Source organism: Streptomyces sp. NPDC007971, from assembly GCF_042958635.1.
GTDB lineage: Bacteria > Actinomycetota > Actinomycetes > Streptomycetales > Streptomycetaceae > Streptomyces.
Genome location: NZ_JBIBJK010000022.1, coordinates 19,069 through 43,410, shown reverse-complemented (window position 1 = coordinate 43,410; position 24,342 = coordinate 19,069). Strand labels below are relative to the sequence as shown.

The 24,342-nt window shown below is 69.6% G+C and carries 24 protein-coding genes and 3 pseudogenes; 13 read left to right on the top strand and 14 right to left on the bottom strand.

From position 1 onward, the window contains the following. Positions 1–21: 21 nt before the first annotated feature. Positions 22–978: a TIGR03557 family F420-dependent LLM class oxidoreductase gene (locus ACFZCP_RS35935; protein WP_391436588.1), complete on the top strand. Its 957-nt coding sequence runs from the start codon at positions 22–24 to the stop codon at positions 976–978. A 21-nt stretch (positions 979–999) separates the two neighbouring features. Next, positions 1,000–1,566, top strand: a complete 567-nt coding sequence (locus ACFZCP_RS35930) for an isochorismatase family protein (protein WP_391436583.1) — start codon at positions 1,000–1,002, stop codon at positions 1,564–1,566. A gap of 271 nt (positions 1,567–1,837) precedes the next feature. Here ACFZCP_RS35930 and ACFZCP_RS35925 read toward each other — a convergent pair. Beyond that, positions 1,838–2,463, bottom strand: a pseudogene (locus tag ACFZCP_RS35925) (iron-containing redox enzyme family protein); the annotation flags it as partial. Then, positions 2,459–2,982 (bottom strand): annotated as a pseudogene (locus ACFZCP_RS35920) (flavodoxin family protein). The pseudogenes ACFZCP_RS35925 and ACFZCP_RS35920, both read right to left, overlap by 5 nt. A 359-nt stretch (positions 2,983–3,341) precedes the next feature. Between ACFZCP_RS35920 and ACFZCP_RS35915 the strand changes: the two are divergent. Next, on the top strand, positions 3,342–4,484 hold the full coding sequence (locus tag ACFZCP_RS35915; protein ID WP_391436577.1) for a ferritin-like domain-containing protein: 1,143 nt from the start codon (positions 3,342–3,344) through the stop codon (positions 4,482–4,484). A gap of 475 nt (positions 4,485–4,959) precedes the next feature. Here the strand turns inward: ACFZCP_RS35915 and ACFZCP_RS35910 are convergent, their stop codons facing one another. Further along, positions 4,960–5,553: a sigma-70 family RNA polymerase sigma factor gene (locus tag ACFZCP_RS35910; RefSeq protein ID WP_391436574.1), complete on the bottom strand. Its 594-nt coding sequence runs from the start codon at positions 5,551–5,553 to the stop codon at positions 4,960–4,962. Positions 5,554–5,727: 174 nt separating this feature from the next. After that, entirely contained in the window at positions 5,728–6,504 is a 777-nt protein-coding gene (locus ACFZCP_RS35905; RefSeq protein ID WP_391436562.1) for a hypothetical protein, read from the bottom strand. A gap of 420 nt (positions 6,505–6,924) precedes the next feature. Between ACFZCP_RS35905 and ACFZCP_RS35900 the strand changes: the two genes are divergently transcribed. Continuing rightward, entirely contained in the window at positions 6,925–7,047 is a 123-nt protein-coding gene (locus tag ACFZCP_RS35900; protein ID WP_391436557.1) for a hypothetical protein, read from the top strand. Between the two features lie 288 nt (positions 7,048–7,335). Here the strand turns inward: ACFZCP_RS35900 and zwf are convergent, their stop codons facing one another. The 5 genes from zwf to ppgK are packed head-to-tail and all read right to left on the bottom strand — an operon-like array spanning position 7,336 to position 11,206. Continuing rightward, entirely contained in the window at positions 7,336–8,745 is a 1,410-nt protein-coding gene (gene zwf / locus ACFZCP_RS35895) for a glucose-6-phosphate dehydrogenase (protein ID WP_391436552.1), read from the bottom strand. 10 nt (positions 8,746–8,755) lie between these two features. Next, entirely contained in the window at positions 8,756–8,887 is a 132-nt protein-coding gene (locus ACFZCP_RS35890) for a 6-phosphogluconolactonase (RefSeq protein WP_391436548.1), read from the bottom strand. Positions 8,888–8,926: 39 nt separating this feature from the next. After that, the gene (gnd, locus tag ACFZCP_RS35885; protein ID WP_391436543.1) at positions 8,927–9,958 is read right to left on the bottom strand and encodes a phosphogluconate dehydrogenase (NAD(+)-dependent, decarboxylating); all 1,032 of its coding nucleotides are present in this window, start codon (positions 9,956–9,958) and stop codon (positions 8,927–8,929) included. Between the two features lie 39 nt (positions 9,959–9,997). Beyond that, positions 9,998–10,381: a hypothetical protein gene (locus ACFZCP_RS35880; RefSeq protein WP_391436538.1), complete on the bottom strand. Its 384-nt coding sequence runs from the start codon at positions 10,379–10,381 to the stop codon at positions 9,998–10,000. A gap of 51 nt (positions 10,382–10,432) precedes the next feature. After that, positions 10,433–11,206, bottom strand: coding sequence for a polyphosphate--glucose phosphotransferase (ppgK, locus tag ACFZCP_RS35875; RefSeq protein WP_391436533.1), 774 nt, complete (start codon positions 11,204–11,206; stop codon positions 10,433–10,435). 226 nt (positions 11,207–11,432) lie between these two features. On the opposite strand from ppgK, the gene ACFZCP_RS35870 reads away from it, so the two are divergent. After that, complete coding sequence (locus tag ACFZCP_RS35870) at positions 11,433–12,911, top strand: serine hydrolase (protein WP_391436526.1); 1,479 nt, start codon at positions 11,433–11,435, stop codon at positions 12,909–12,911. 26 nt (positions 12,912–12,937) lie between these two features. Here ACFZCP_RS35870 and ACFZCP_RS35865 read toward each other — a convergent pair whose 3' ends face one another. Beyond that, positions 12,938–13,597, bottom strand: a complete 660-nt coding sequence (locus ACFZCP_RS35865) for an NAD(P)-binding domain-containing protein (protein ID WP_391436523.1) — start codon at positions 13,595–13,597, stop codon at positions 12,938–12,940. A 76-nt stretch (positions 13,598–13,673) separates the two neighbouring features. Between ACFZCP_RS35865 and ACFZCP_RS35860 the strand changes: the two genes are divergently transcribed. Beyond that, entirely contained in the window at positions 13,674–14,024 is a 351-nt protein-coding gene (locus ACFZCP_RS35860) for a winged helix-turn-helix transcriptional regulator (RefSeq protein WP_391436521.1), read from the top strand. A gap of 56 nt (positions 14,025–14,080) precedes the next feature. Here the strand turns inward: ACFZCP_RS35860 and ACFZCP_RS35855 are convergent, their stop codons facing one another. Both ACFZCP_RS35855 and ACFZCP_RS35850 read right to left on the bottom strand, forming a co-directional pair. Next, the gene (locus ACFZCP_RS35855; RefSeq protein WP_391436514.1) at positions 14,081–14,299 is read right to left on the bottom strand and encodes a hypothetical protein; all 219 of its coding nucleotides are present in this window, start codon (positions 14,297–14,299) and stop codon (positions 14,081–14,083) included. A 407-nt stretch (positions 14,300–14,706) separates the two neighbouring features. Further along, positions 14,707–15,531: a tectonin domain-containing protein gene (locus ACFZCP_RS35850; protein WP_391436510.1), complete on the bottom strand. Its 825-nt coding sequence runs from the start codon at positions 15,529–15,531 to the stop codon at positions 14,707–14,709. A 153-nt stretch (positions 15,532–15,684) separates the two neighbouring features. Between ACFZCP_RS35850 and ACFZCP_RS35845 the strand changes: the two are divergent. From ACFZCP_RS35845 to ACFZCP_RS35815, 7 genes and pseudogenes are all read left to right on the top strand, one after another. Next, a pseudogene (locus ACFZCP_RS35845) lies at positions 15,685–16,138 on the top strand (VanW family protein); the annotation flags it as partial. 492 nt (positions 16,139–16,630) lie between these two features. After that, a complete protein-coding gene (locus tag ACFZCP_RS35840; RefSeq protein WP_391436505.1) occupies positions 16,631–17,497 on the top strand; it encodes a class II fructose-bisphosphate aldolase in 867 nt (288 codons plus the stop codon). Between the two features lie 97 nt (positions 17,498–17,594). After that, the gene (locus tag ACFZCP_RS35835; protein WP_391436500.1) at positions 17,595–19,352 is read left to right on the top strand and encodes a ricin-type beta-trefoil lectin domain protein; all 1,758 of its coding nucleotides are present in this window, start codon (positions 17,595–17,597) and stop codon (positions 19,350–19,352) included. A gap of 884 nt (positions 19,353–20,236) precedes the next feature. Then, positions 20,237–20,416, top strand: a complete 180-nt coding sequence (locus ACFZCP_RS35830; protein ID WP_361316216.1) for a CopG family transcriptional regulator — start codon at positions 20,237–20,239, stop codon at positions 20,414–20,416. A gap of 1 nt (position 20,417) precedes the next feature. Continuing rightward, on the top strand, positions 20,418–20,762 hold the full coding sequence (locus tag ACFZCP_RS35825) for a VOC family protein (protein WP_391436495.1): 345 nt from the start codon (positions 20,418–20,420) through the stop codon (positions 20,760–20,762). 23 nt (positions 20,763–20,785) lie between these two features. Then, complete coding sequence (locus tag ACFZCP_RS35820; RefSeq protein ID WP_391436492.1) at positions 20,786–21,643, top strand: SAM-dependent methyltransferase; 858 nt, start codon at positions 20,786–20,788, stop codon at positions 21,641–21,643. Then, on the top strand, positions 21,640–22,023 hold the full coding sequence (locus ACFZCP_RS35815) for a hypothetical protein (protein ID WP_391437107.1): 384 nt from the start codon (positions 21,640–21,642) through the stop codon (positions 22,021–22,023). Before ACFZCP_RS35820 ends, ACFZCP_RS35815 begins: the two co-directional genes overlap by 4 nt. A gap of 2 nt (positions 22,024–22,025) precedes the next feature. Here the strand turns inward: ACFZCP_RS35815 and ACFZCP_RS35810 are convergent, their stop codons facing one another. Together ACFZCP_RS35810 and ACFZCP_RS35805 are read right to left on the bottom strand one after the other, a co-directional pair. Continuing rightward, entirely contained in the window at positions 22,026–22,529 is a 504-nt protein-coding gene (locus tag ACFZCP_RS35810) for a hypothetical protein (protein ID WP_391436489.1), read from the bottom strand. Positions 22,530–22,752: 223 nt separating this feature from the next. After that, positions 22,753–24,291, bottom strand: a complete 1,539-nt coding sequence (locus ACFZCP_RS35805) for an FAD-dependent monooxygenase (RefSeq protein WP_391436485.1) — start codon at positions 24,289–24,291, stop codon at positions 22,753–22,755. Between the last annotated feature and the right edge of the window lie 51 nt (positions 24,292–24,342).

Genomic DNA, 24,342 nt, shown 5'->3' with positions numbered 1-24,342 from the left:
ACACGCGGTTCAGGAGGCACCATGACCGGCTTCGGATACTTCCTCGCGTGTGAGGAGCATCGCCCGGCGGAACTCGTCGAGCAGGCGCGCATGGCCGAACAGGCCGGCTTCGAGTCACTGTGGATATCCGACCACTACCACCCGTGGAACGACAGCCAAGGGCAGAGCCCGTTCGTGTGGTCGGTGATCGGTGCTCTCTCGCAGGCGGTCTCGCTGCCTGTGGAGACGGCGGTGACCTGCCCGCTCGTGCGGACACACCCCGCCGTCATCGCCCAGGCGGCCGCGACCAGTGCAGTACAGCTGGGTGGGCGCTTCCGGCTGGGAGTGGGCACCGGCGAGGCGCTCAACGAACACATCCTCGGCACGGTCTGGCCGGAGGCCCCGGTCCGCATGGAGATGCTGGAGGAGGCACTCCAGATCATCCGGCAGCTGTTCACCGGCGAGCAGACCAGCCACCACGGCAAGCACTACACCGTGGAGAACGCCCGCCTATACACGCTGCCCGACGAACCCGTGCCCATCGACGTCTCGGCCTTCGGCCCGCAGGCCGCCGAGGTCGCCGCGCGGATCGGCGACGGGCTGGTCACGATGATGCCGGACAAGTCTCTGGTGGAGCGATTCCGGCGCGGTGGCCGGGGCACCAAGCCGGTGTACGGGGGCCTCAAGGTGTGCTGGGGCACCGACGAGCGGGAGGCGGTCCGCACCGCGCACCGGCTGTGGGCCACCGAGCAGCTGCCCGGCGAGCTCGCGCAGGTCCTGCCCACCCCGAGCCACTTCGAGCAGGCGTCGCAGCTGGTCACCGAGGAGCAGGTGGCCGGGTCGGTGCCGTGCGGCGACGATCCGGACGCTCACGTCGAGGCGCTGAGGGCGTTCGTCGACGCGGGGTTCGACGGCGTGTACGTCAGCCAGATCGGCAAGGACCAGCAGGGCTTCTTCGACTTCTACCGCACCAAGGTCCTGCCGAGGCTGCGGGACTGACCGCGCGAGGTGGTGGACACCGTGTCCGGGCCGGGAGAGAGGGGTCGCAGCGCGCTGGTCGTGATCGACATGATCAACACCTACGACCATGAGGACGCCGAGCTGCTGGCACCCGCCGCCGAACGGGTCGTGCGCGTGCTGGCGGATCTGATCGGCCGGGCCCGGGACGCGGGCGTGCCGGTGATCTACGCCAACGACAACTTCGGGCTCTGGCGCTCCCACCAAGGGGAACTGGTCGCATCCGCGCTGTCCAGCCCACACGCCGGCCTGGTCGAGCCGATCCGGCCGGACGACGCATCTCTCTTCGTGGTGAAGGCCCGGCACTCGATCTTCTACGACACCCCCATGTCCTATCTGTTGTGGCACCTGGACGTCGGAACGGTGGTCCTGACCGGTCAGGTCACCGAGCAGTGCGTCCTGTACTCCGCCCTTGACGCGCACATCCGTCATCTGGAGGTCACGGTGCCGAGGGACGCCGTCGCCTCGATCCACCCCCATCTTGCGGTCGCCGCGCTGGAAATGATGGAGCGGAACATGGGCGCCCGGATCGTCCTCGCGAAGGAACTCGGCTTCCAGGATTCCTGGTGACCCGGACAGGGCAGTGCCCCTCAGTGCCCGAGAGCTGGTGCTGCAGGACGCGGTGGCAGGCGGCGGACGGCCGCGCTGTCGAGTCCGTGGAGTCGCCGCTGCTCAGTGCCGGGGCCGAACCGAACCCTACGTGGGCCCACCAGTCGGCGCCCTCCTCCAGGTGGCGCAGCAGGATGCCCTCGCGCAGGGCCAATGGGCAGATCAGCAAGGTCTTCACGTCGCTCTATCAATCTCATCGCGGTGTGCCCGATCACTCCTCATTCTCACGTGCCTACGTACCCAGAGTGGCCGGGTTGACGCGGCCCGTGCGCAGCGCGGTCCGGCCGCCCCGCCGGGCTTCCAGCAGCCGGGCGGCCAGCCGGTCCTCCAGATGGCCAGTCGTACGGATCCCGAACACCACGTCGGCGTCCAGTCCGGGCTCGCCCGCCAGCAGGCCCGCGACCACCTCATGCCGTACTACCTGATTCGTGCACCGCGTCGGCCTCGACGTGCTCGGTGTAGAACCGCACGGCCGCGGGGCCGGCGCCCATGCGGCGCAGCGCCTCGGCCAGACGACGGGACGCGGGGGACGAGGTCATTTTCGACGGTCGCGAAGTGGCCGACGGGCGCCCCGGGCAGGGCTCGGTGCAGGCCGAACAGGGACATCACGTTGACGGTGGCCAGCACCTCAGCCGGTGCGGCATCGACGTAGTGGCCGTACGACGTATCCAGACCCAGGTCCGCCAGGAGGTCGGCGAACAGTTGAGCATGGATCTCGTCCGCGTGGCCCGCGCCGAACTCGTCGAACTCCACGGCCACCATGGCGGCCTTGGCCCGCCCGCGCAGCCTGGGGATCACCCAGGCGTGCGGATCCGCCTCTTTGAGGTGGTAGAGCGAGCGCAGCGCCGCGTACTCACGGAAATGGCCGACCGGGCAGTTTCAGCGGCTGTGCGGGCAGCGCCCGGGCAACTCCGCAGAGGTTGTCGGCCATCGTACGGCCGGTGCTGGGCGCCCAGTCGCCACCGCGTTCCTCCGGGTAGTCGGGGCCGGGTCGCAGGCCGAGGTGCAAGTACGTCCACGCCTGGCCGGGAACGGTGTAGCCGATGTCCGCAAGGGCGCCGGAGATCTGGCTGATGACGCAGTGAGCGCCGTCCTCGTTGCCGGTGACCACTACACCCGGCACCCGGTTGTAGGCGACGGAGCGATCCTCGTCGTCCGCCTCAAACATCGTCGCGTCCATCCGCTCCCCACACCCGCTGCGCCACCGAAGACGGCCGGCCCAGCCAGGTCGGCGAGGCGATGACCAGGATCTGCGAGGCCAGGAGCCGGTCGTGGACCCCCGGCCACTCGTTGCCTTCGCCCCCGTCGGTTACCACGCCTGGGGGGAACCAGGTCGACGGTGCACACGACATCGTGGAACTGCGCCTGTCCGGTCACCCGCACTGCGCCGGCCACCGGGGAGGGCAGCTCCGTCTCCGTGACGAACTCGGCCCGGCAGACCCGCCTCGCGCGCCGCCTCGGCCTCCGCCCGCAGCTGCACGACGCCCTGTCCGAGGTGCATGCTGCACTGCCACGCCATGTGGAGCGGTACGAGACCTCACCCGGCGAAGCGCGGGTTCACTCCATTCAGTACGTAGTCGCGGCCGACGGGCGCCGAGTTCCCGGCCGCGGGCCGATGGCGTGGGAGTGCGCGTCGTGCCGTGCAGGCGCCGAGGAGAGGTCGTCCGAGGCTGCTAGCTTCGCGCACCTGGTTCGAGGTCAGGGCCCGGATCGCGGGCGTATGTACGGAGGCTGCGGTGGCGAACACGAGAAGATCTCCCGAGGAGTCGGCCGGTGACCCCATCCGGCGCCGTACTCTCCTGGCGTCGGCCGCCCTGGCGGCGGGCACACCGATCTCACTGGCCGCTCCCGCCCAAACCCCCAGACTGTCGGCGCCCGAGCTGCACGCCGCAGCACAGCGCGGGAGTGCGGTCCGCCTCCTCGCAGTGCCGGAGGAGAACCGCGGCGTCGACTGGCTCAGGTCGGCCCTTCAGGTCGCGGTGGAAATCGAGTTCTCCACCATCCCGCCGTACCTGTGCGGCTGGTGGTCCATCGAGAATCGGAAGTGTGACGCGTCCCGGTTGATCCGGCGCATCATCTCCGACGAGATGTATCACCTCGGAATCGTCTGCAACCTGCTGGTAGGCCTGGGAGGACGGCCACGGATCAGAGAGTCGGCACCCGCCTACCCGGGCCCATTGCCGGGCGGGGTGCATCCAGGGGTCAACGTGTACTTGTCCGGCCTGACCAAATCGCTCGTCGGGGACGTGATGATGGCCATCGAAGCCCCCGCGGTACCACTCACCGAGGGCGCGCACGACCCACTCAGCATCGGCGTCTTCTATGAGGAACTGCGGAAGGCGTTCCGGGTGGTGGCGCCCGATCTGTCAGTGGACCGGCAGATGCACGAGCGCATCGGCGAGGACACACTCAGGCCGGTCAGGACTCTCGACGATGTCGAGCGCTCGATCGAGATCATCAAAGACCAGGGTGAAGGCACCGCGGCCTCTGCGGCCGACGGCCAGGGAGACGGTCACATGGCGCACTACTACGCCTTCGCCGAGATCTATCACGGCCGGCAGCTTCGTGAGACCGACGGGGATTGGACGTTCACTGGTGCTCCCGTGCCATTCCCCGACACTCGGCCCATGGCCAGGGTCCCTGCGGGCGGCTGGGACCGGCCACCCGCCGAGGCCCAGCGGCTCCTGGACGACTTCGACAGCACCTACACCGCACTTCTGGAAGCGCTCGACACGGCGTGGGCAGAAGGCGACCGGCACAGCCTGAAGGCTGCTGTGCGGCGCATGCGCAGGCTGGAGACTCCGGCCGTGGGGCTGATGGAGATCCCGATCAACGGCACCAAGGAAACCTACGGCCCTCAGTTCCGTCCAGGCAGATGACCCACCACCTGCCGGCGCCCGGCGCCCGGATCGCAGGCTCCGCATGCCCTACTGGTTCACGAGGGTCCCGGGTGCGCGGAATCCCGGGAGCCGTGGAGCCCGCGTAAGTCCGCCCCGGGTCGTCAGCGGATCCATGGGGGGATATCCGTGCCCCCCCCAAATCCGGTACCCGGTGAGCGCAGCCGCGCAGACCGGCAGGCCCCCGCCGTCGCCCGGTCCTGCCGGTCCCCCACCCCCAGACCGGGGACGATCGCGCGAGTGCCACGAAGGTCGACGTTCATCTGTCCGCCGATCACCTCATCCTCAGGTGCTGAACCACCAGGGTGACCACCATCAGGCTCAGGAGACCGGTCGAGACGACGCTTGGGGCGACCACCTATGCCGCTTCCAGGACACGGCTGTTGGCGCGTGCGCCGCTCCGGCCGTTGGCTGACGGTCTGTCCGTCGGCGGGGTCGGAACGGCGAACGCGTGCTGTCAGGCAGCGACCGGTTCCGCCTTGCGGACCGGTTCGGCTGCCTCCAGCGCCCCCGCCAGACTCAGGCGCGCCCGGGCGACCCGGGAGCGCACGGTGCCGACCGGACACCTGGTCGCGGCGGCCGCCTCGGCGTACGGCAGTCCGAGCATCTGAGTGAGGACGAATGCCTCGCGCCGGTCGTCCGGCAGGGAGTCGACGAGGTCCATGAGGGCGACTCCCTCCTCGAAACCGGGCAGGCCCAGCGGCTGGCTGTGCTCGGCTTCGGTCTGCCAGTCGCCGGTGTCCGTCAGCCGGGGCCGGGCGGACGCGTGCCGCATGCTGTCCACCACCGCGCGGCGGGCGATGGTCAGCAGCCACGTCCTGGCCGAGGAGCGTCCCTCGAACCGGTGCAGGCTGCCCAGGGCGCGCAGGAAGGTGTCCTGAGTGAGGTCGTCGGCCTTCTGCGGGTCACCGGTCAGGTATGCCACATAGCGGCGCACATCGCGCTGGAGCGCGCGTACGAACCGGTCGACCGCGTCACGATCTCCGCCCGCGGCGGCGAGGGCCCATGCGGTGACCGTCTCATCGGTCACGGCAGGCAGGGCAGGGCTCATGGCCCGAGGTCCTTTCACTGGACCCGTGCGCGGAGCCGACAAGCGGACACCTTCATGCCTTGTGTGGGCGGGCATGGTTGTCCCGCCGGCCGCGCACGAGTGAGAGAGATCCGCTCGCGCCCATGCGCAAACGGGAGCCTGCGCCGCGTCGGTCGCGGGGCAGGAATCCGGCTGTCAGGCGACAGCGATCTCCCCGGGCGGGCCTCGGGTGGTGAGCGTGTGGACGAGCAGCAGGCGCCGAGGACGGCGCACCCGCCGGTGCGAGGGCCGCAGACGCGGCCGGCGCGGGAACGGCAGTAGTACGGCGAGCACGAGCAGCAACGGCACGAACACCCTGTCCGTCAGCGCCCGCAGCAGGCGGAACGCGGCCCGCTCGCCCTGGGCGAGCCACAGCCCGCACAGTACGGCCGCCAGAAGGTGGGCGGCGAGCATCCCGGAGGAGGCCGTGCCGGTCATGCCCCCCATCTGGTGCATGCCGACCACACCATCCATGCCGGTCATCGAGTGGCCGACATGGTTCATGGGGGCCAGGTCGTGCGCCACCGGCAGGGGCATCGTGCGCGTCAGCCCGAAGTGCACTGCCGGGTCGTAGGAGCGGGCCGTAGAGCCTGGATCGGGATCGGTCCCGCCCAGCAGATAACTGGCCCACTGCCGGACCGCGGCCGCGTCATCGGGTACGGCCATGACCGGATGCCGACCTGCTTGAGCGAGCGCGAAGCACATGTGCAGGCAGCTCTGCACGCCGACCGTCAGGGCGATCACGCCGGTCCGGCCACGCTCGGTGCTCCCGAGCACCCAGGCAATGGCTCCCACGCCGGTCACTGATGCGAGCAGTACCCACCAGGGCAACGGTGAGCCCGACATCAGCACGTGGCCGATGGCCGCGAGCACGACACAGACGACCGCGAACACCGCGGCACGTAGCACGCGGAAGAGCCCACCGACAGACATGACGCCCCATCTCGACATCCGGTGGCCGGGTCTCGATGACCGGGATACGCACCATGCAGCATCCGCGCCCGGGCCCGCTCGTGCAAGGCAACCCGCCGTGGCCGGGGCCTCTGCGTGGTCGCCGTACGGCTTCTGGGTGCAGGAGCGCCACCACGGAGCCGAGTCCGTCGGAGCAGCCGCTGCCGTGCACCGCACGGCGCGAGCTTCGGAGACCAGACCACACACCGGACATCGCGCCTCGCCGGATCTGACCACAGGAGTTCTGCTCTTCGAGTCGAGCATCTGGGTGTGGGGTCCGGCCGCTGCCTGAGGCCGGCCGGCGGGTCGGAGGTCGCCTCTGCCGACCTGCAGCTGACCGCGGACGCCTCCGGCGTCCGAGCGTGCCGTCCAGGGAAAGCAGGTACGTAGACGTTCCACCCGTTGTCGGAGATCCGCGCCCACTCCAGTGGGGCCGGCCGGCCGCTCCACACGGCCGGGCAGACGCCGACCGTCCTGGTCCTCGTCGACATCCTCTCCGACCTCGCTGACAACGACAACGAGTGACCATCTACATGAACGGCGTCGCAAGGACTGAGCTTCGCGGTGATCGCGACGATGGCGACGGGGATCAGCCGGCCCGCCGGGTGCAGCGGCAGGTGTACGGCCAGGACGACGGCCGTACGGCGCACGCGCAACTCCAGCCGGCCGGAGGCGGCCAGCACGCCGACGGCAGCCGCCGAACTCCACAGTGCGGCCACGGTGTTGAGGCCGCTGACTCCCCCACCCCGCGGTGGTTGACTCACCATATCCACGGGTGCAGGCGGCGGTTCACCGGTCCGGGGCGTGGCTGTGTCAGTCGGGAGGCCTCGCCGGCAGCCAGGGTTCGTGCCATCGCGAATATCCGGCGACGAGCTTGCTCGCGCCCGCCGGACCCCAGGTCCCCTGCCGGTAGCGCTCGGGGTTGCCGGGCGCCTCCAGCAGTGGTTGGACGATCCGCCACGTCTCCTCCACCGAGTCCTCCCGGGTGAACAGGCTCGCGTTGCCTTGCATTGCATCACTGAGCAGGCGCTCGTACGGTTCGGGTGCCTCACCCAGCTCGGCCGCGAAGAGGAGGTCGAGGTCCACCAGCTGCGTGTCCTGCTTGCCCGGCTGCTTGGCCTGGACGCGGAAGTTCATGCCAGGGCTCGGATCGATCCGCAGGATCCACTGGTCGGGCTCTGGCGCGAACCGCTGCGCGAACGCAAGCCGTGGCGGGCGCTTGAACATGATCCGGATCTCGGTCACTCGCTCGGGGAGCGACTTGCCGGCGCGGATGAAGAACGGCACCCCGGACCAGCGCCAGTTCTCGACCTCCAGCCGCAACCCGACGAAGGTCTCGGTGCGCGAGCGCGGCCGCACGCCGGGGACCTGCAGGTACCCCTCGTACTGTCCGCGGACGTAGTGGGCCGGGTCGGCGTCGGGGATGGCCCGGAACACATCGACCCGGCGGTCTCGGAGCGCGTCCGCATCGGCGGCTGACGGCGGCTCGGACGCCACCAGGGCGAGCAGCTGCAGCAGATGGTTCTGCACGACGTCGCGGAGCGCGCCGACCGGGTCGTAGAAGTGGCCGCGGTCCTCGACCCCGAAGTCCTCGGCCATGGTGATCTGCACGCAGGAGACGTGGTCGCGGTTCCACACCGGCTCGAACACGGAGTTGGCGAACCGCAGGAACAGGATGTCCATCGCCGGCTCCTTGCCGAGGAAGTGGTCGATCCTCAGCAGCTGATCCTCGTCGAGGAGCTGACGCAGCTCGTCGTTGAGGGCGCGCGCCGACGCAAGGTCATGCCCGAACGGTTTCTCCACCACAACCCGGGCGCCCTTGGTCAGCCCGGCGCCTGCCAGGCCCCCGACCACCCGGGCGAACAGCGACGGCGGGATCTCCAGGTAGAAGACGGGGCGCCGCCTGCCGTTGACCGCCCGGGCGAGGCGATGGAACGTCTCCTCGTCGGTGTAATCGCCCTGCACATAGCTGAGTCGGGCGGCGAACCGGGCAAAGACACTGTCGTCGAGCGGCTCACCCGTTGCCTTGATCGCCGTGCGGGCGTGGTCACGCAGCGCGTCGTCGGACCAGCCGTCGCGCGCCACTCCGACGACCGGGCAGGTCAGCAGCCTGCGCCGCTCAAGCCGATAGAGCGAGCGAAACGTCATCTTTCGCGCGAGGTCGCCAGTGATCCCGAAAATGACCAGCACGTCAGCGGGAACGTTCGACGAGTTCAAAGCCATCTGATCCCCCTTACGGGGCCGGCACGGCAATAGGACCGGGCGTCATGGTCATGCACGGGTTCCGTGGCACCAGCGAAGCGGTGTGCCCGTCCGGGCCGAGACCCAGCTGAACGAGGTCGAAACGCCCGGGCGGCGACCGCATCGGGGGCGGCGTCGACTTGGAGTTGGTGACGCATAGCCCTCAGCCCTTCTTTTCGGCGTGACCGCCGAACTCCGAGCGCATCGCCGAGAGGATCTTGTCGGTGAACTCCCCGGCCTGCCTGGACTCGAAGCGCTCGTAGAGCGAGGTGGTGATGACCGGTGCCGGGACGCCTTCGTCCACGGCGGCGAGGACGGTCCAGCGGCCTTCCCCGGAGTCGGAGACCCGCCCGGCGAAGCCGTCGAGGGAGGGCGAGGCGGCGAAGGCGTCGGCGATCAGGTCGACCAGCCACGAGCCGACGACCGAGCCGCGCCGCCAGACCTCGGCCACCTCTCCGACGTCGATGTCGTACTGGTAGGCCCACGCATCGCGCAGCGGCGTCGTCTCCGCGTCGACCTCCTGCCGGCTTTTGCCGGCGTCCGCGCGCTTGATGATGCTGAGGCCCTCGGCGATCGCGGCCATCATCCCGTACTCGACCCCGTTGTGGACCATCTTCACGAAGTGCCCGGCGCCGTTCGGCCCGCAGTGCAGATACCCGAGCGGGGCGGTGCCATCGGTCCGGGTCCGGCTCGGCGTCGGTTCGGCGCAGCCCTCGCCGGGAGCGATCGTCTTGAAGATCGGGTCCAGATGGGCCACGACCTCGTCCTCGCCACCGATCATCAGGCAGTAGCCGCGTTCCAGCCCCCAGACCCCGCCACTGGTCCCGCAGTCAACATAGTGCAGCGACTTGCCGGCAAGACGCTTGGCGCGCGTGATGTCGTCGCGGTAGTAGGAATTGCCGCCGTCGATCAGGATGTCGCCGGGCTCCAGCAACGGTTCGAGCTGGTCGAGGATGGAGTCGACGATCGCAGCCGGAAGCATGAGCCATACGGCTCGTGGCTTGTCCAGTTTCGCGACGAAGTCCTGGAGTGAGTCTGCGCCCGTCGCGCCCTCGCCGGTCAGTTCGGCGACGGCGTCCGTGTTGACGTCGGACACGACGCAATGATGGCCGTCCCGCATCAGCCGACGCACCAGGTTCGCCCCCATCCGGCCGAGACCGATCATCCCGAGCTGCATGGGCTTGTCTGTCGCCATGTGGCGCCTCCTAGTCCTTGAGCGTGCGGTAGTGCCGGATCAGCGCGGCCCGCCGCTGGTCCACCGGTACTCCGGGTACCCGGAGCAGCGCGAGCCGAGCTGGCGGAAGGTCCTGAGGTCGTCGGGGGTCACGGCGGGTCGGCCGAGGGCCTCGTGGTCCGCGTCGACAGCCTGCACGCCGGCGAGGTGGAGCAGCGACCAGAGCAACGCGGAGGCGTGTCCTTGCCACAGCACGAAGCGGTCGCGGTCGGGCCGGATCGGGTCGGCCGGGTCGAAGCGCAGGAAGCGTTGCCAGAGCGTGTACGCGACCGGGGCGATTCCCATCGGTGTCCCCGGACGGCCGGAGTCGGCCGCCTGGAGGGCGTCCATGCACAGAGTGCGGATCGTGTTGACGGAAAGTGTTTCCAGGTCGTTGTCGCTCAATGCGAGCCTCCCTGAAGGTGCTGCTCCTGCGCTCATATCGAGCGCGGCGGACTAGGGTTGAGCTTTCCCGGCCGGGGCGAAGAGCGCCGCACCGACAATGCCCGCATCGTTCAACAGCTGCGCCGGCACGATCTCGGTCCTGAGATCGACGTACGGCAGGAACTTGTCGGCCTTCTTGCTGACGCCGCCGCCGATGACAATCAGGTCGGGCCACAGCAGCCGCTGGACCAGCTCGAGATACGTCTCCAGCCGGTGCGCCCATTTCTTCCAGGACAGGTCGTCGTGCTCGCGCACCGACTCCGCGGCCCAGTCCTCGGCATCCCCGTGGTGCAGCGGCAGGTGCCCCAGCTCGCTGTTGGGCACCAGGTACCCGTCGGAGAAGACGGCGCTGCCGATACCGGTGCCGAGCGTCACCATCACGACGACGCCCTTGCGTCCCTTGCCGGCGCCGAAGCGCATCTCGGCGATTCCGGCCGCGTCGGCGTCGTTCACTACCCTCACGTCGCGGCCGGTCGCTCGTGCGAAGAGCTGGGCCGCGTCCGTCTCCATCCAGGCCGGATCGATATTGGCCGTCGTCTGGACTCTGCCGCCCCGGATGACGGCCGGGAGCGTCAGCCCGACCGGTCCTGGGACGCCGATCTGGGAGAGCACCTGCACGACCACGTCCGCGACTGCCCGCGGGGTCGCCGGATGCGGGGTCGGGATCCGGACCCGCTCACCGATGAGGCTGCCGAGCTCGAGGTCGACCGGCGCTCCCTTGATACCGGTTCCGCCGATGTCGACCCCCAGCACGTGGGCCGTCTTGTCCTGACTTGCCTGCGCCACTGCCCGCTCCCCTCAGGGGCTGGCCCAAAATGTGTTGTTTGAATTTTGGACGTCAGGCCCCGTAAGAGCTTCGCCATATAGTCCTCAACGCTCGCACATGTCTCTCATAGTCGCCACATCACTCTTGTCAGGGTTACATCGAAGCTCAAGGGTTACATCCAAGCATTGCGCGCCCTCAAGAGCGTTGGTTTTCCCCTCTGCTCGATGAGGAACACGACTGCGACTCATGCCAGCCGCGACGATGCGGGGAACGCGTTTCGGCGAGGTGAAGGACTACGACGGAGCCCCGCTGCCCGCGCCGAAACTGCCGGAGACGCCGCTGAAATCCGGAGAAGGGTTCACTGACGTGCGAAAATACGGTTTGCCGATCTCGGCGCATCAAGAAGTCGACCGGGTAGGACCGTGCCCTGCCGGTGGCCCTGCTGGTCGCGACATTCAGTGCCGTCCCTCGTCGGCCATACGGACGTGGCCCCGCTTGAACGTGTTCTGGTGCAGGACCGCTGGGCGGCCGTTTACCAAGAGCCAGTGTCAGCCGTGTCCGGACCGCCCTCGGTGCACCAGCTCCCGCGAGAGCGCCCGGAACGTGGGCTTCCCTCCGCGAGAACTCCGCGACCTGCAAGTCCGTGTCCGCAGCGAGCCTCAGACACCCGAGTGGAAGGCCCGCTACGCGGTCCGCTCCGGAGTGGAGGGCACCATCAACGAGTTCGCCCACGGACACGGCATGCGCCGTTGCCGCTATCGGGAACGGCTGGTGACGGCGGTACGTCAGCCCGGCCGGGCGTCCCTTCGCGGAGGCGAAACACTCGAGTGGGTCGGCAGCGCAGGGGTGCGCAAGCTGGGCGAGGCCGCGAAGCCGCCGACGAACGGGCGGTTCTGGATGGGCAGCACCACCAAGGCCTTCACGGCGACCCTGGTGCTGCAACTGGTGGCCGGGGGCAAGATCGGACTGAACTCCCCGGTGGCCGACTACCCGCCCGGGCTCGCGTTGGACCGTCGGATCACGGTGCGGATGCTGCTGCAGCACACCAGCGGGCTGTTCGACTACGCAGGCGGCGAGCGCTACGACGACGGGACGTTCGTGCCGGGGATCCCCGCGGCGGGCCAGGAGTGGGTGGACAACCGGTTCCGCCCCTACCGGCCGGAGGAGCTCGTACAGTTCGCGTTGTCCAAACCGCCGCGGTTCGAGCCGGGCACCGACCAGAGCTACGCCAACACCAACTACACGCTGGCCCTGCTGCTGATCGAGAGGGTGACCGGCCGCTCGTACGCCGCGGAAATGCAGCGACGGATCCTGCGGCCGCTCGGACTGCGGGACACCATCGTGCCGGACAGCCGAACGGAGATCCCCGGCCCGCACGCCCACGGCTACTACCGCTACCAGGACGCCGGCCAGTGGAAGGTGGTCGACGTCACCCGCCAGAACCTCTCCCTGCTGGCTGGCGAAGAAGCCGGCCTGGGCCCGGCTGACCGCGTTGATCGAGGCCCGTCTTCGCTCGGCGGGCATCGAAATCACGTCGGTCCGGCCCTCCTCATCAGCATCGGCCTGAGCAGCGCGCGAGATCCTCTCCCGCATGCCGTCACCCGGCCATCTCCGATGCCGTGTCCTTCGACAGGTGGGGCTCCAGCCGGACCCACTCCCGATCAGAAACATCACCTGGCCCGGTACCGGCTGGAACGACACCAGCTCGGCACTCAGAACTCCTGACGGAATGCCCCCACGCCCTGGACGCCTCACGCGCTCTCGGCTCGTGGACCTGTCGCACAGGCCAGCGGGGGCGCGATCGTCCGTACGTCCGCCTGCTCCGCCACCCACAGTCCGATGAACAGCGCGGCGGTCGCCTCCAGCAGTCCGGCGCGGTCCAGCCCGCCCCCGGCCACCGGCTCACAGCCCATGTCCCGCACCAGCGTGCGTGCCAGTGCGAGTGCCGCCTCGTCGTCCCCGCAGATCGGAACGCTCAGGGGCTGACCGTCGAAGACCGGCGGAGTCATCCGCCACACGTCCTCGTGGCAGAGGTTGAACGCTTTGACGACGTGCGCGCCCGGTGCCGCCGCAGCCAGCTGGCGTGCCGCCGAGGGGCCGCCCTCTGTCAGCAGCCGGAAGCCGGGCCCGACCGGATTGGCGCAGTCGAGCAGGACTTTCCCCTTCAGCGCCGACTGATGCTCCCTGACGATGTCTGCTCCCGCGCCGTACGGCAGCGCGGCCAGCACCACCTCACCGAAGCCGACCGCAGCATGGAGACTCCCGTGCCCCGCACCGCCCCCGATGCGCGTCGCGAGCCGCTGGGCCTTCTGCTCGTCCCGGCCTCCGACGAACATCTCGTGTCCGGCCCGCACCCACTGCGTGGCCAGTGCGTCCGCCATGTTTCCCGTTCCCAGCACACCGATCTTCATCGATACGCCCCTCTCCGTATCTCCTCCAACCGCTTTCGGGACGACACTAGGAAACCCGTCAGGCACCATTTGGTACGTGACGACCGACGCCTACCTCGCCGACTGCCGCGCCCGCCTCGCCTTTGACCTCCTCTCCAACACCTGGAACGCCGTGCTGATCTGGGTCCTGCGGGACGGCCCCGAACGCCCCGGCGAACTACGCAAGCGCATCGGCGGCATCAGTCCCAAGGTCCTGACTGAGACGCTGCGGCGGCTGGAGTTCAACGGGCTGGTGGTACGGAATGCCTATGGCGAAGCGCCGCCTCGTGTCGAGTACGAACTCACCGCTCTGGGGCGGACGTTGCTCGGCCCGATCGACGCACTGGGCGCGGGGGCCTTCGAGCACGGCGATGAGGTCATGGCCGCCCAGGAACGAATAGGTGGGTGAGCTCCCTGCCAGTGATCTCCCAGCCCGTGCCCTCCCCTGCACGCGTCGACGCACTTTCATCGGCACGAGGTCAAGCGCCGCCGGCAGATCAGCGCGCATCCCGGAGTGAGGAACGCTTCGTGGATGTCGTCGCGGACCTCCCAGCGGATCCGCGGACGGCGGAACCAGCGCAAGTGGGTGAACTCGCCCTCGAAGAGCGAGCGTTGAGTGCCCAGCCCCGAGGCGTGCTCGATGCCTCGTCGGGCGCCCAGCGGCTTCACGCCGAGCTTCCGCACCAGGCGACGGTACTTGTCGTGGTCGTACCCGCGGTCAGCGAGAACGACGTCCGGTCGGCGCCGTGGTCGGCCGCACTTGCCCCGCACGGATGGAACGGCTTCCAGGCCCTTCGCGTCGGCCTCGGCCGAAAGCGGCGGACCACGGGACCTCCCATTCGGCGTATGAGTGCAGCGTGCGCCGGTGAAACCGGTGCTGTATCCCGCCTCGGGCCCGGAGGTTCACGGAACTGCGGGCAGATCCACTTACATGACCGTCGACTTCGTCCAGCCTCACAGCCACCACCGGTGGCGCGGGCTTGCCCAGGACCTCCTGGGCAAGCCCAAGCAGAGTCAACCGCCTGTCCTGCGCAGGTGAGGGGTCCCGGTCTCTGCGGAACGGGACCTCCGCGCGTCCTTGCTCACGCAGGTCAGCTCGGCTGGTCTCCGGTGTAGCGGTAGATGCCGCCGGCGGAGTTGACGACCCAGACGGTGCCGTCGGCGGCGGCTCCGACGTCGACGGCAGCGCCGGGGATGCCGACCCAGGGGTTGGCGTCGTGACCGGTGTAGCGGTAGATCTGCTCCGAGGAGTTCACGCCCCACACGTGGGTTCGAGAGCCGACGGAGATGCGGGACAGGCCGCCCGAGACGGAGACCCAGTCGGTGGAACCCTGGTCCCCGGTGTAACGGTAGATCCCACCCGCGGAGTTGACATGCCACACCGTCCCGTCGGCCGCCACACCGATGTCCACCGCACGACCCGGGATACCCACCCACGGATTCGCGTCGTGACCGGTGTAACGGTAGATCTGCCCTAAGGAATTCACGCCCCACACGTGAGTCCGAGAACCGACGGAGATGCGGGACAGGCCGCCCGAGACGGAGACCCAGTCGGTGGAACCCTGGTCCCCGGTGTAACGGTAGATCCCGCCCGCGGAGTTGACATGCCACACCGTCCCGTCGGCCGCCACACCGATGTCCACCGCACGACCCGGGATACCCACCCACGGATTCGCGTCGTGCCCGGTGTAACGGTAGATCTGTCCCGAGGAGTTCACGCCCCACACGTGAGTCCGGGACCCCACCGAGATCGTCGTGAGACCGCCAGAGATCTGCTTCCAGTCAGCCACGCTTGTGCTCCCTTCTTGTCGCCTTGCACCTGGTACATGCTGTGCGACTAGGACACCTAAACAGCCCCATATACCGATTGACCGCTTAAAACATCCAGAAATCGATGTTTGGCGCCGGTCCACCATCCGGGCACACGGCTTCCGGCAGCCCTTGCCAGTATCTGAAGGCCAAAAGCGCCGTAACCCACATGGAGGCACCTGGTTCTTACGTCCCCGGGCGTCACAACAGCGGCGGCACATGCACAGACCCGGCCGCCGGCTCCCCCACGCTTCGCTGTGCGCACCGAGGCCAACGGCTTCGTCGAGGGCCTCATCACCCTCGACAACGAGTCCACGAAGGCGTCCGGCGGCGGATTTCTCAGCGTGGCCACCACCGTCTACAACGCGGCGTCCTTCGCCGGGATGAAGTTGGTGGAGCACGGCGCCCACTCCTTCTACATCGAGCGCTACCCGGAGGGCCGTGAGGCGACAGTCGCCTGGGGCAGCCTGGACCTGGGGTTCAAGAACGACTCCGGCAACGCCATCTGCATCCAGGCCGAGTCGACCGACACCTCCGTGACCGTCACCTTCCTCGGGACCAACAAGTACGACGACCAAGTCGACCAAGGGACCGCGCACCGATGTGAAACAGCCGACGAAGAAGGTGGGCACCGGCGAGCAGTGCGTGCCGCAGACACCGCCGGAAGGCTTCGACGTCGCTGTGGAACGGGTCTTCTACAACGACGGCTGGGAAACGGGATCACCACGGGTGTGCATGCGTTGCGTGGTGCACTTCGGGAGCCCCGACAGCTGCGGAACCCGGGCGATGAGCGGCCGGTTGACGAGGCCCACGGCGACACGGACGGCAGCGTCCGCGCCCTGGGCATGGTCCCGGTGGACCGACAACCGCGGCCCAGAGCAGCGGTGGGGCACGACAGAGTCGGCCGACCTGCCCGCCCCGACGCCGCCACCTGACGCCGCCTCCGTGTGCCGCCACCTGACGCCGCCTCCGTGTGCCGCCACCTGACGCCGCCTCCGGGTGCCGCCACCTGACGTCGCCTCCGGGTGCCGCCACCTGACGTCGCCTCCTGTCGGAAGGAGCCAGAGCCGACAACCTCCCTTTGCTTGAAGTTGCTTCAAACACACGGATATGATGCATAAACAATCATCGGCTTGCACCTGACTGCGTAGCGCTCAGCACCTCCCCCCTTTGCCGACCCTCAGGCATCCCGACTCCGGAGGACCCATGCCTCTCGCAGCCACCGGCCCACTTCTCGCCGCGGCGGCCGCGGAGCGGAGTGCCGTCGCGGCGTTCGACGTCGTCACCCTCGAACACATCCGGGCTGTCGTCGAAGGCGCCGAGGCGGTGGGAGCGCCGGTGGTCGTACAGATCAGCGAGGACGTCGTGGAACACCATGGGGGGCAACTGCCGCCGCTGGCCCGGGCCGCCGCGGATGCGGCACGCGCCGCGGCGGTGCCCGTGGCACTCCACCTGGACCGGGTACGGCGAACCGCGCTGCTCGCCCAGGCAGCGCACTGCGGCTTCGGCTCGATCACGTATGACGCGACCCGTCTGCCGTACCCCGAACAGGTCGCCATCACCCGCGACATGGTGGCCTGGGCGCACGAGCAAGGACTTCACGTGGAGGCGGAATGGGACCGCGGCTCACCCACGGAACCGGAGGCGGCCCGGGCATTCACGGCGACCACCGGGGTGGACGCGCTGGCAGTGACCCTCCCCGCGCCGCACAGGAGAGGTTCGTACCAGCAGGGCACCCACGGCCGTTCACCCGCGACCGGACGCCTCGACCACCACCTGCTCGCCCGGCTGCGGGCCGCCATCGGTACACCGCTCGTGCTGCGCGACTCGGCGGGGCTGTCCGACGAGGAGCTGAGGAACGCAGCCCACCACGGCATCGCGAAGATCGCAGCCGGTTCCGCACTCGACCTCGCGATGACGGAGGCGGTGCGCACCCGTCTCCTGGCCGAACCGGGTGCCGGTCCACGTGACTGGCTCGCCGACGGCCGCCGGGCCATGACCGCGACGGTCGCCCGTTTCATCGGCGCCCTCGGCGCGAAGGACAGGGCCCCGGTTCCGGCGGGCCGTCCCTGATCGTCACCGCAGGAGAAGACGCCCCGAGCAACACACGCTCAGACGCACGTCCTTCACCCGTCCCAGCACGTCTCTTTCTCGACCGAGAGGAGTTCCCGTGCTCCACCCCCCACGTGTCCGACACCTGCGCCACCACCGCGACGTATCCTCCCGCCCTCCGCGACGCCGGTTCACCGGCCACCGCACCGTCCTGACCGCCTTGGCGGCGGCGCTGCTGTGTCTGCCGATCACCGTCACGGCCGCGCACGCCTCTCCCGCCGCTCCCTTGGGCGACGGCGGACCGCTCGCACCCACCCCGCCCATGGGCTGGAACGACTGGGCCCACTACCAGTGCGGTGTCACCGAGCAGATCGTCACCGCCAACGCCGACGCCCTGGTGGCCACCGGCCTCGCCGCCAAGGGCTATGCCACGGTGACCGTCGACGACTGCTGGATGGCCAAGTCCCGTGACGGGAACGGCACCTTGGCGGCCGACCCGGTGAAGTTCCCGCACGGCATGGCCTGGCTCGGGTCGTATCTGCACGCGCGCGGGCTCAAGTTCGGCATCTACGAGGACGCCGGATCGACGACCTGCGGCGGCTACCCGGGCAGCGGTCGGCCGCAGGGCGGCGGCCCCGACCACTTCGTCGTGGACGCGGCCTCGTTCGCCGCCTGGGGCGTGGACTACCTCAAACTCGACGGCTGCAACGTGTACACGGCACCGGGCCGGACGCAGGAGCAGGCGTACCACCAGGCATACGACGACCAGGCCGCGGCGCTGCGGGCCTCCGGCCGGGACATCGTGTTCTCCGAATCGGCACCCGCATACTTCCAGAGCGGCGAGTGGGGCAACCCCACCTGGTTCGACGTGCTGTCATGGGTCGGTTCCGACGGCCAACTGTGGCGGGAGGGCACGGACATCGCCACGTACGACCCCGCGCGGCCGAACGCGAGCCGGTGGTCCAGCGTGCTCGGCAACTACGGCTACAACCGGTGGATCGGCCGCTACGCCTCGCCCGGGAACTGGAACGACCCGGACTTCCTGATCGCGGGCGCCGGCGGCCTCACCGACGACGAGTCGCGCAGCCAGGTCGCCCTGTGGTCGATGATGGCCGCCCCGTTGATCCTCTCCTCGGACGTCGACCGCCTCACGCCCGCCGCGCGGTCGGCGCTCGGCAACACCGACCTGATCGCTCTCGACCAGGACCCGCTCGGCCGGCAGGCGGGCGTGGTCTCCACCGACGGCAGCACCGACGTGCTGGCCCGACCGCTGACGGACGGCGACCGGGGCGTGGCCGTCCTCAACCGCGGCTCCTCCGCCCGCACGATCACCACCCCGCTCACCGACATCGGGCTGCCGGGCTGCACGGTGACAGCCCGGGATCTGTGGACCGGGACACGCTCGGCCGTCGGCAGCGCGCTGACCGCAACCGTTCCCGCGCACGGTACGGCGATCTGGCGGCTCACCCCGGGCGGTGACTGCGGCGCTGTGGTGCCCACCGGGCAGCTCACCGGCAACGGATCCAAGTGCGCAGACGTGACGGGCAGCAGAACCGACGACGGCACCGGCGTGATCCTCTACACCTGCACCGGCAACCCCAATCAACGCTGGACAGCCGGTGCCGACCGTACGGTGCGCTCGCTCGGCAAGTGCCTGACCGCCGCCGGCACCACCTCTGGCAGCCCCGTCGTCCTGTCCACCTGCAGCGGCGCCGCCACGCAGGACTGGACGGCCAGACCGGACGGCACCCTCGTCAACGCGGCCTCGTCCCTCTGCCTGGACGTGGAGGGCGGCGGCACCGCCGACCTGACGAGGCTCGACACCTGGATCTGCGGCCACCTGCAGGCCAACCAGATCTGGGCGCGGCCCGACTGATCAGGTTCGCCATGGAGCGGCTGCCGCGAGCCCGAGGCGCGCCGCAGCCGCTCCTGTGACGCGCGCGGAGGTCACCCTACGATCCAGCAGGTGTTGCCCGTGCAGGGAGCAGCGGACCTCATCGTCCGGTCGCCCGTCGAGCCGGGCCAGGGGTCCGCCCGGCGCCCGGCCTGGTGGTGTGGGCGTCCGTCGTCGGTGACCGGCGGGTTCGAACCAGCGGCCCTGGGCGTAGCGGGCCGCGAGCGGCAGCGCGCGTTTGCCCGCCGGCGTGATCGCGGCGACGGTGAAGTCCACGACGGGCCGGCTGCTCGCATCCGCCGCCGATGAGACGAGGACGCCCCGCCGCCAGACCGACCTGCCGCGAGGGAAGCCGACTCGCGGCACCTCCAGTCCGCCCGGGCGGCTTCACCCAGGGCGGAACGCCGCTCCCTTCCCGCGGCGCCCCGGATCACCAGGCTGAAGGGGTGAGCACTCATGCGCCGAACGAAGACGCACATGACCCCGCGGACGGGGGAGACCGCGGGGTCACATGCGCAGGCTAGCGCACACGGCCCCGCAGGGGCACCCGCCACCCGGAACGCCATCGGCCGAAGAGTCGGCAGCGGACCAGATCGATGCCGCGCCATCACTCGCGTACGGCGTGCACGTCGTAGCGGGTGAAGTCGCCGGCGAAGCGGATCAGCCTCGCACTGATGCTCCACAGCACGTGGGCCGCGGCCGTCGCCCAGAAGCCTGCACACCCGCTCTGAGCTGCGACGATTCGTCTATCACAGGTCCGCGACGGGGAGCTGGGCCGCTGCTGCAGCTCGCCCGGACGGTCTTGTGGGACACCCGGACCTCATTGGCGCGCAGTCACTAGCTTGCTAGGATGCTAGCATCACCTCGTGAGCGATGAGGAAGTCAAGCAGTTCAACGTGTACCTGCCGATCGGGCTGATCAAGCAGGTCAAGTACCGCGCCATCGAGTCGGGCATGTCCTTGTCGGCGCTGGTCGCCGACGCACTGCGCGCCTACCTCGACGACGCTCATGGGCACGCACAGCAGTCGACCGAGAAGGAGACCTGACATGGCGACCGAAGGCATCGAGGCCGTGTTCTTGACGACCCACAACTGGGGCAAGTCGGCGCAGTTCTTCCAGGCGCTGGGGTACGAGCTGGAGTTCGCGACGGACCACAACTCCGGCCGGCTGCGCAACGGCGACGGTCCTTACGTGTTCATCGCCGAGGTTCCCGAGGCCCAAGAGCCCCAGACGCGGATCGTGCTGAAGGTGCCGGACGCAGACGCGTTCCGTCCCGATCCTGTCGTCGAGGTGGTCACACCGTTCGAGGGCACCCATTACGGGACCGAGGAGATGACCGTCCGCGACCCCGACGGGCGCCTGTGGAGCCTCCAGGCTCCCGCCAAGAGCTGACTGCGACGAAGGGGGAACACACCATGGCGCACGAGCAGATGCAGGCACCGGACAACACCGCGGTGCGGACCGCCCTCTGGCGGGCGATGCACCTCCTGGTCGACCCTCCCCCGCATGTGGTCGAGGACGATCTCGGCCTGCAGCTGGCGGCCCCCGCCGACGACTGGCGCGCCCGTCCGGACATGGACCCGCGGGCCACCAGCGGGTTCCGGGCAGCCATCGTTGCGCGCGCTCGTTTCATCGAGGACCTGATCGCCGAGCAGGCCGGCCGGGGCGTGACCCAGTACGTCATCCTGGGGGCCGGCCTGGACACCTTCGCCCAGCGCAAGCCGGAACTCGCCTCCCGCCTGCGGATCTTCGAGGTCGACCAACCCGGCACCCAGGCGTGGAAGCGGCACCGTCTGGTCGAACTCGGCTACGGCATCCCCGACTGGCTGCGCCTGGTGCCGGTCGACTTCGAGGCGAGCGAGGACTGGCTGAAGAAGCTGGCCGCGGCCGGATTCGATGCCAGCCGCCCGGCGGTCATCGTCTCCACCGGCGTCACCATGTACCTCACCAAGGACGCCACCGCGGCCACCCTGCGCCAGATCGCCGGACTCGCACGCGGCTCGGCTCTCGCCATGACCTTCCTGCTGCCGACCGAACTGCTCGACGACGCCGACCGCCCCGGCCTCCGGGCGAGCAGGGAAGGCGCGCGAGCATCCGGAACGCCGTTCATCAGCTTCTACGCCCCGCCCGAGATGCTGGCACTGGCGCGCGAAGCCGGCTTCGAAGACGCGCGGCACGTGTCGGGAGCCTCGCTCGCCGAACGCTACTTCGCCGATCGCACCGACGGTCTGCGCCCGTCGAGCGGAGAGGACCTGCTGCTGGCCACCACCTGACCACTCCTCACGCCTTCTGCTCCAAGAAGCCTCCGGGCCTTGCGGTTCAAAGAGTGTGCTTCAGCCCGCGCGGGCCGCAGGCGGACGTCCCGTACGGGGTCATGCGCTGGTTCATGGACCAGGTCGATGAGGAGATCCGCACCTCCCGCGCCTGGATGCGGCTGAGGCCCGATCTCGTCGAGATCATCCGTCAACTCCGTCAGGAGCACATGGGTGCCATCGACGACGACACCTTCCGTCATGTCCTGGCGGAGGTGCGCGCCACGGTCCCCGAGGCAGACCTCCCCGCCGTTCTGGAGGCTGCCTTCGGGCGGAGGCCCGACGGCACCACCATGGACCAGCCGCAAGCGCTCCCGCCAGCAGACGGTCAGGGAGGATAGGCCTAGTCCCCGCAGAACTTCTTCTCCGCCGCGGCCGCGCCGTCCCTGAACCCTTCCCGGAAGTTCTCGTTGACCGTGACACCCTGAAGCCGCCGCACGTCGCAGGCGCGCTTCATGGCCGCGTAACCCGCCTTGTAGCCTGCCGCGTACTGCTCCTGGGCACTCTGGCGTCCCCCTCGCTCGGCCGTGCCGCACCCGACCTCGGGGCCGCCGACCTGCCGGGCAGTGACGGTGCCGCGGGCATGAGTGATCGTCGCGGAGAAGTTCCCGCCGGCGTCCGTCCGCACGGTGCCCTGGGCCCCGTGCGCGGACTCGATGAAAACGGCCTTGTTCGACTCGAAGTCCCGGCCGATGACCTTCAGGTTCGCCCGCCCGTCGGCCCGCGAGACACCGCAGGTGGGCGACGCCGCCGCGGCCGGCGAGGCGGCAAGCTCCACCGCCCCCGCTGTCAACGACGACACCACCAGGGGGACCAGCACCGCCAGGCGTACGCGTCGACCATTCATGGGAAGGCTCCTACGTGGCTCGTCCCCCTGCGGCCCCTGCCCTCCAGCGTCTCTCCGACGGTAAGGGGTGTCAAAAGGGGAACAAACCCTCAACCGCCGACGGATCATCGTTCGCCCACCGGGCAGGCCTATCCCCCCTTTGCCCCGGCGGTCTCGCAGGCGCTCATCGGGGCGGTTCACAAGACACGCGTTCATCAGGGTGCTTCACGAGAATCGGGATGCTTCACAAGAAGCTGCGCGAGGCATTGCCCTCTTCAGCGCCACCGGCGGCATCCCCCAACCACCGTGTCAGGGCGGCTTCCAGGCCGGCGGGGTCACTGGCATCGGCGGCGGACGCCCACGCCACGAACCCGTCGGGGCGTATCAGCAAGCCGCTCGTCCCGGCGTCGTTCGAGCTGCCCCGGACCAGTTCCAGACGATCGGCGTACGGCTTCGCCAGGGCGGAAAGCTCGTCGTCCCCGGCGAGATCGACGAGCAGGGCCCGGCCCCCACGGGTGTGGTCGGAAAGCCGTGTGCCGTCGTCCAGGCGGAGATCGGGCATCGTCGCGCCGACCAGCGGGTGGCCGTTGCCCAGGTCGTAGCGCTGCCACAGGCCGGAGATCCGCTTCACGTAGTACGTCGCCCCGTCCCGTGTGCCGAGCAAGTCGGTGACCGTGTCCCGCAGTGCGCGGCTGTAGGCGTCGCCGCGCATGACCGCCACCTGTGCACGTGTCCAGTCGAGTACCCAGGCGCCGATCGGGTGCCGTTCGCTGGTGTACGTGTCGAGCAGACCCTCGGGCGCCCGCCCCTGGACGGTGGCGGCGAGCTTCCAGCCCAGGTTGACGGCGTCGCCGATCCCCAGATTCAGGCCCTGGCCGCTGAACGGCGAGTGCACGTGGGCGGCGTCGCCGCAGAGCAGCACTCGACCGCGCCGATAGCTCGTCGCCTGCCGCGCGTGGTCGGTGAAGCGCGTGCCGACGGTGACCTCACGCACGCGGACGTCGGCGCCGCTGACGCGCCGCAGACTGGCCTCCATCTCGGCCGCGGTGACCGGTGCCTCCCGGTCCGCCGGGGGGCCGTCCAGCTCGACGGTGCGGATGCGACCCGGTCCCGGCCCGTGGATGTAGAGGCCGGTGGGGGTGTGCTGCCAGCCCTGACCGAGTTGCTCCGCCCCTTCGATGGTGCCCACCGCCTGTCGGACCGTGATCCGAGGATCCGTGCCGGGGAACTCGAAGCCCGCCCGACGGCGGACCGCACTGCGGCCTCCGTCGCAGCCGACGAGCCACGCCCCGCGCACGTCGTCCCCGCCGTCCAGGTGAACGGTGACACCGTCCTCGTCCACGTCGAATCCACGTGCCTCGACCCCGCGCCGGACCTCGACGCCCAGCTCCGCCGCGCGCTCCCCGAGGATCCGCTCCACCTCGGCCTGCGGGACTTGCACGTACCAGTCCGGGCCGCGGCCACGCAGACTGGGGTCCCGTTCGTCGACGGGGTCTGCCGGCACCTGGATTCCGCCGAAGTGCCCGACGGAAGGGGCCCGCTTCCGCTCTCCTTGGAGCGGCTGCCGCCCCGCGACCGCCTCCATCGCGGAGAGCAGGCCGCGCCGTTCGAAGGCCTCGGCGGAGGCGGTGTTGAACGCCCCTGCCTTGAGCGCGGTGTCGGGCTTCGTCCGCCGTTCGACGACCAGCACCCGGACCCCCGCCAGTTGCAGTTCCGTAGCCAGCATCAGGCCGACCGGCCCGGCGCCCACGATGAGCACGTCGTGGTCCGTCGTCGTCGACATCCGGGTTTCCTCTCTCATGGACACGTGGGGTCCCTCTCTCCGTTTGAGCCT

What these genes read in the sequence shown, in the direction of transcription:
- ACFZCP_RS35890 (WP_391436548.1), bottom strand. Translation starts at nt 8,887, where the DNA reads ATGCGGTCGCCGCCCGGGCGTTTCGACCTCGTTCAGCTGGGTCTCGGC.
- ACFZCP_RS35840 (WP_391436505.1), top strand. Translation starts at nt 16,631, where the DNA reads ATGCCTCTCGCAGCCACCGGCCCACTTCTCGCCGCGGCGGCCGCGGAG.
- ACFZCP_RS35865 (WP_391436523.1), bottom strand. Translation starts at nt 13,597, where the DNA reads ATGAAGATCGGTGTGCTGGGAACGGGAAACATGGCGGACGCACTGGCC.
- ACFZCP_RS35905 (WP_391436562.1), bottom strand. Translation starts at nt 6,504, where the DNA reads ATGTCTGTCGGTGGGCTCTTCCGCGTGCTACGTGCCGCGGTGTTCGCG.
- ACFZCP_RS35825 (WP_391436495.1), top strand. Translation starts at nt 20,418, where the DNA reads ATGGCGACCGAAGGCATCGAGGCCGTGTTCTTGACGACCCACAACTGG.
- ACFZCP_RS35910 (WP_391436574.1), bottom strand. Translation starts at nt 5,553, where the DNA reads ATGAGCCCTGCCCTGCCTGCCGTGACCGATGAGACGGTCACCGCATGG.
- ACFZCP_RS35850 (WP_391436510.1), bottom strand. Translation starts at nt 15,531, where the DNA reads ATGGTGGACCGGCGCCAAACATCGATTTCTGGATGTTTTAAGCGGTCA.
- ACFZCP_RS35935 (WP_391436588.1), top strand. Translation starts at nt 22, where the DNA reads ATGACCGGCTTCGGATACTTCCTCGCGTGTGAGGAGCATCGCCCGGCG.
- ACFZCP_RS35805 (WP_391436485.1), bottom strand. Translation starts at nt 24,291, where the DNA reads ATGTCGACGACGACGGACCACGACGTGCTCATCGTGGGCGCCGGGCCG.
- ACFZCP_RS35870 (WP_391436526.1), top strand. Translation starts at nt 11,433, where the DNA reads ATGCCAGCCGCGACGATGCGGGGAACGCGTTTCGGCGAGGTGAAGGAC.
- zwf (WP_391436552.1), bottom strand. Translation starts at nt 8,745, where the DNA reads ATGGCTTTGAACTCGTCGAACGTTCCCGCTGACGTGCTGGTCATTTTC.
- ACFZCP_RS35810 (WP_391436489.1), bottom strand. Translation starts at nt 22,529, where the DNA reads ATGAATGGTCGACGCGTACGCCTGGCGGTGCTGGTCCCCCTGGTGGTG.
- ACFZCP_RS35820 (WP_391436492.1), top strand. Translation starts at nt 20,786, where the DNA reads ATGGCGCACGAGCAGATGCAGGCACCGGACAACACCGCGGTGCGGACC.
- gnd (WP_391436543.1), bottom strand. Translation starts at nt 9,958, where the DNA reads ATGGCGACAGACAAGCCCATGCAGCTCGGGATGATCGGTCTCGGCCGG.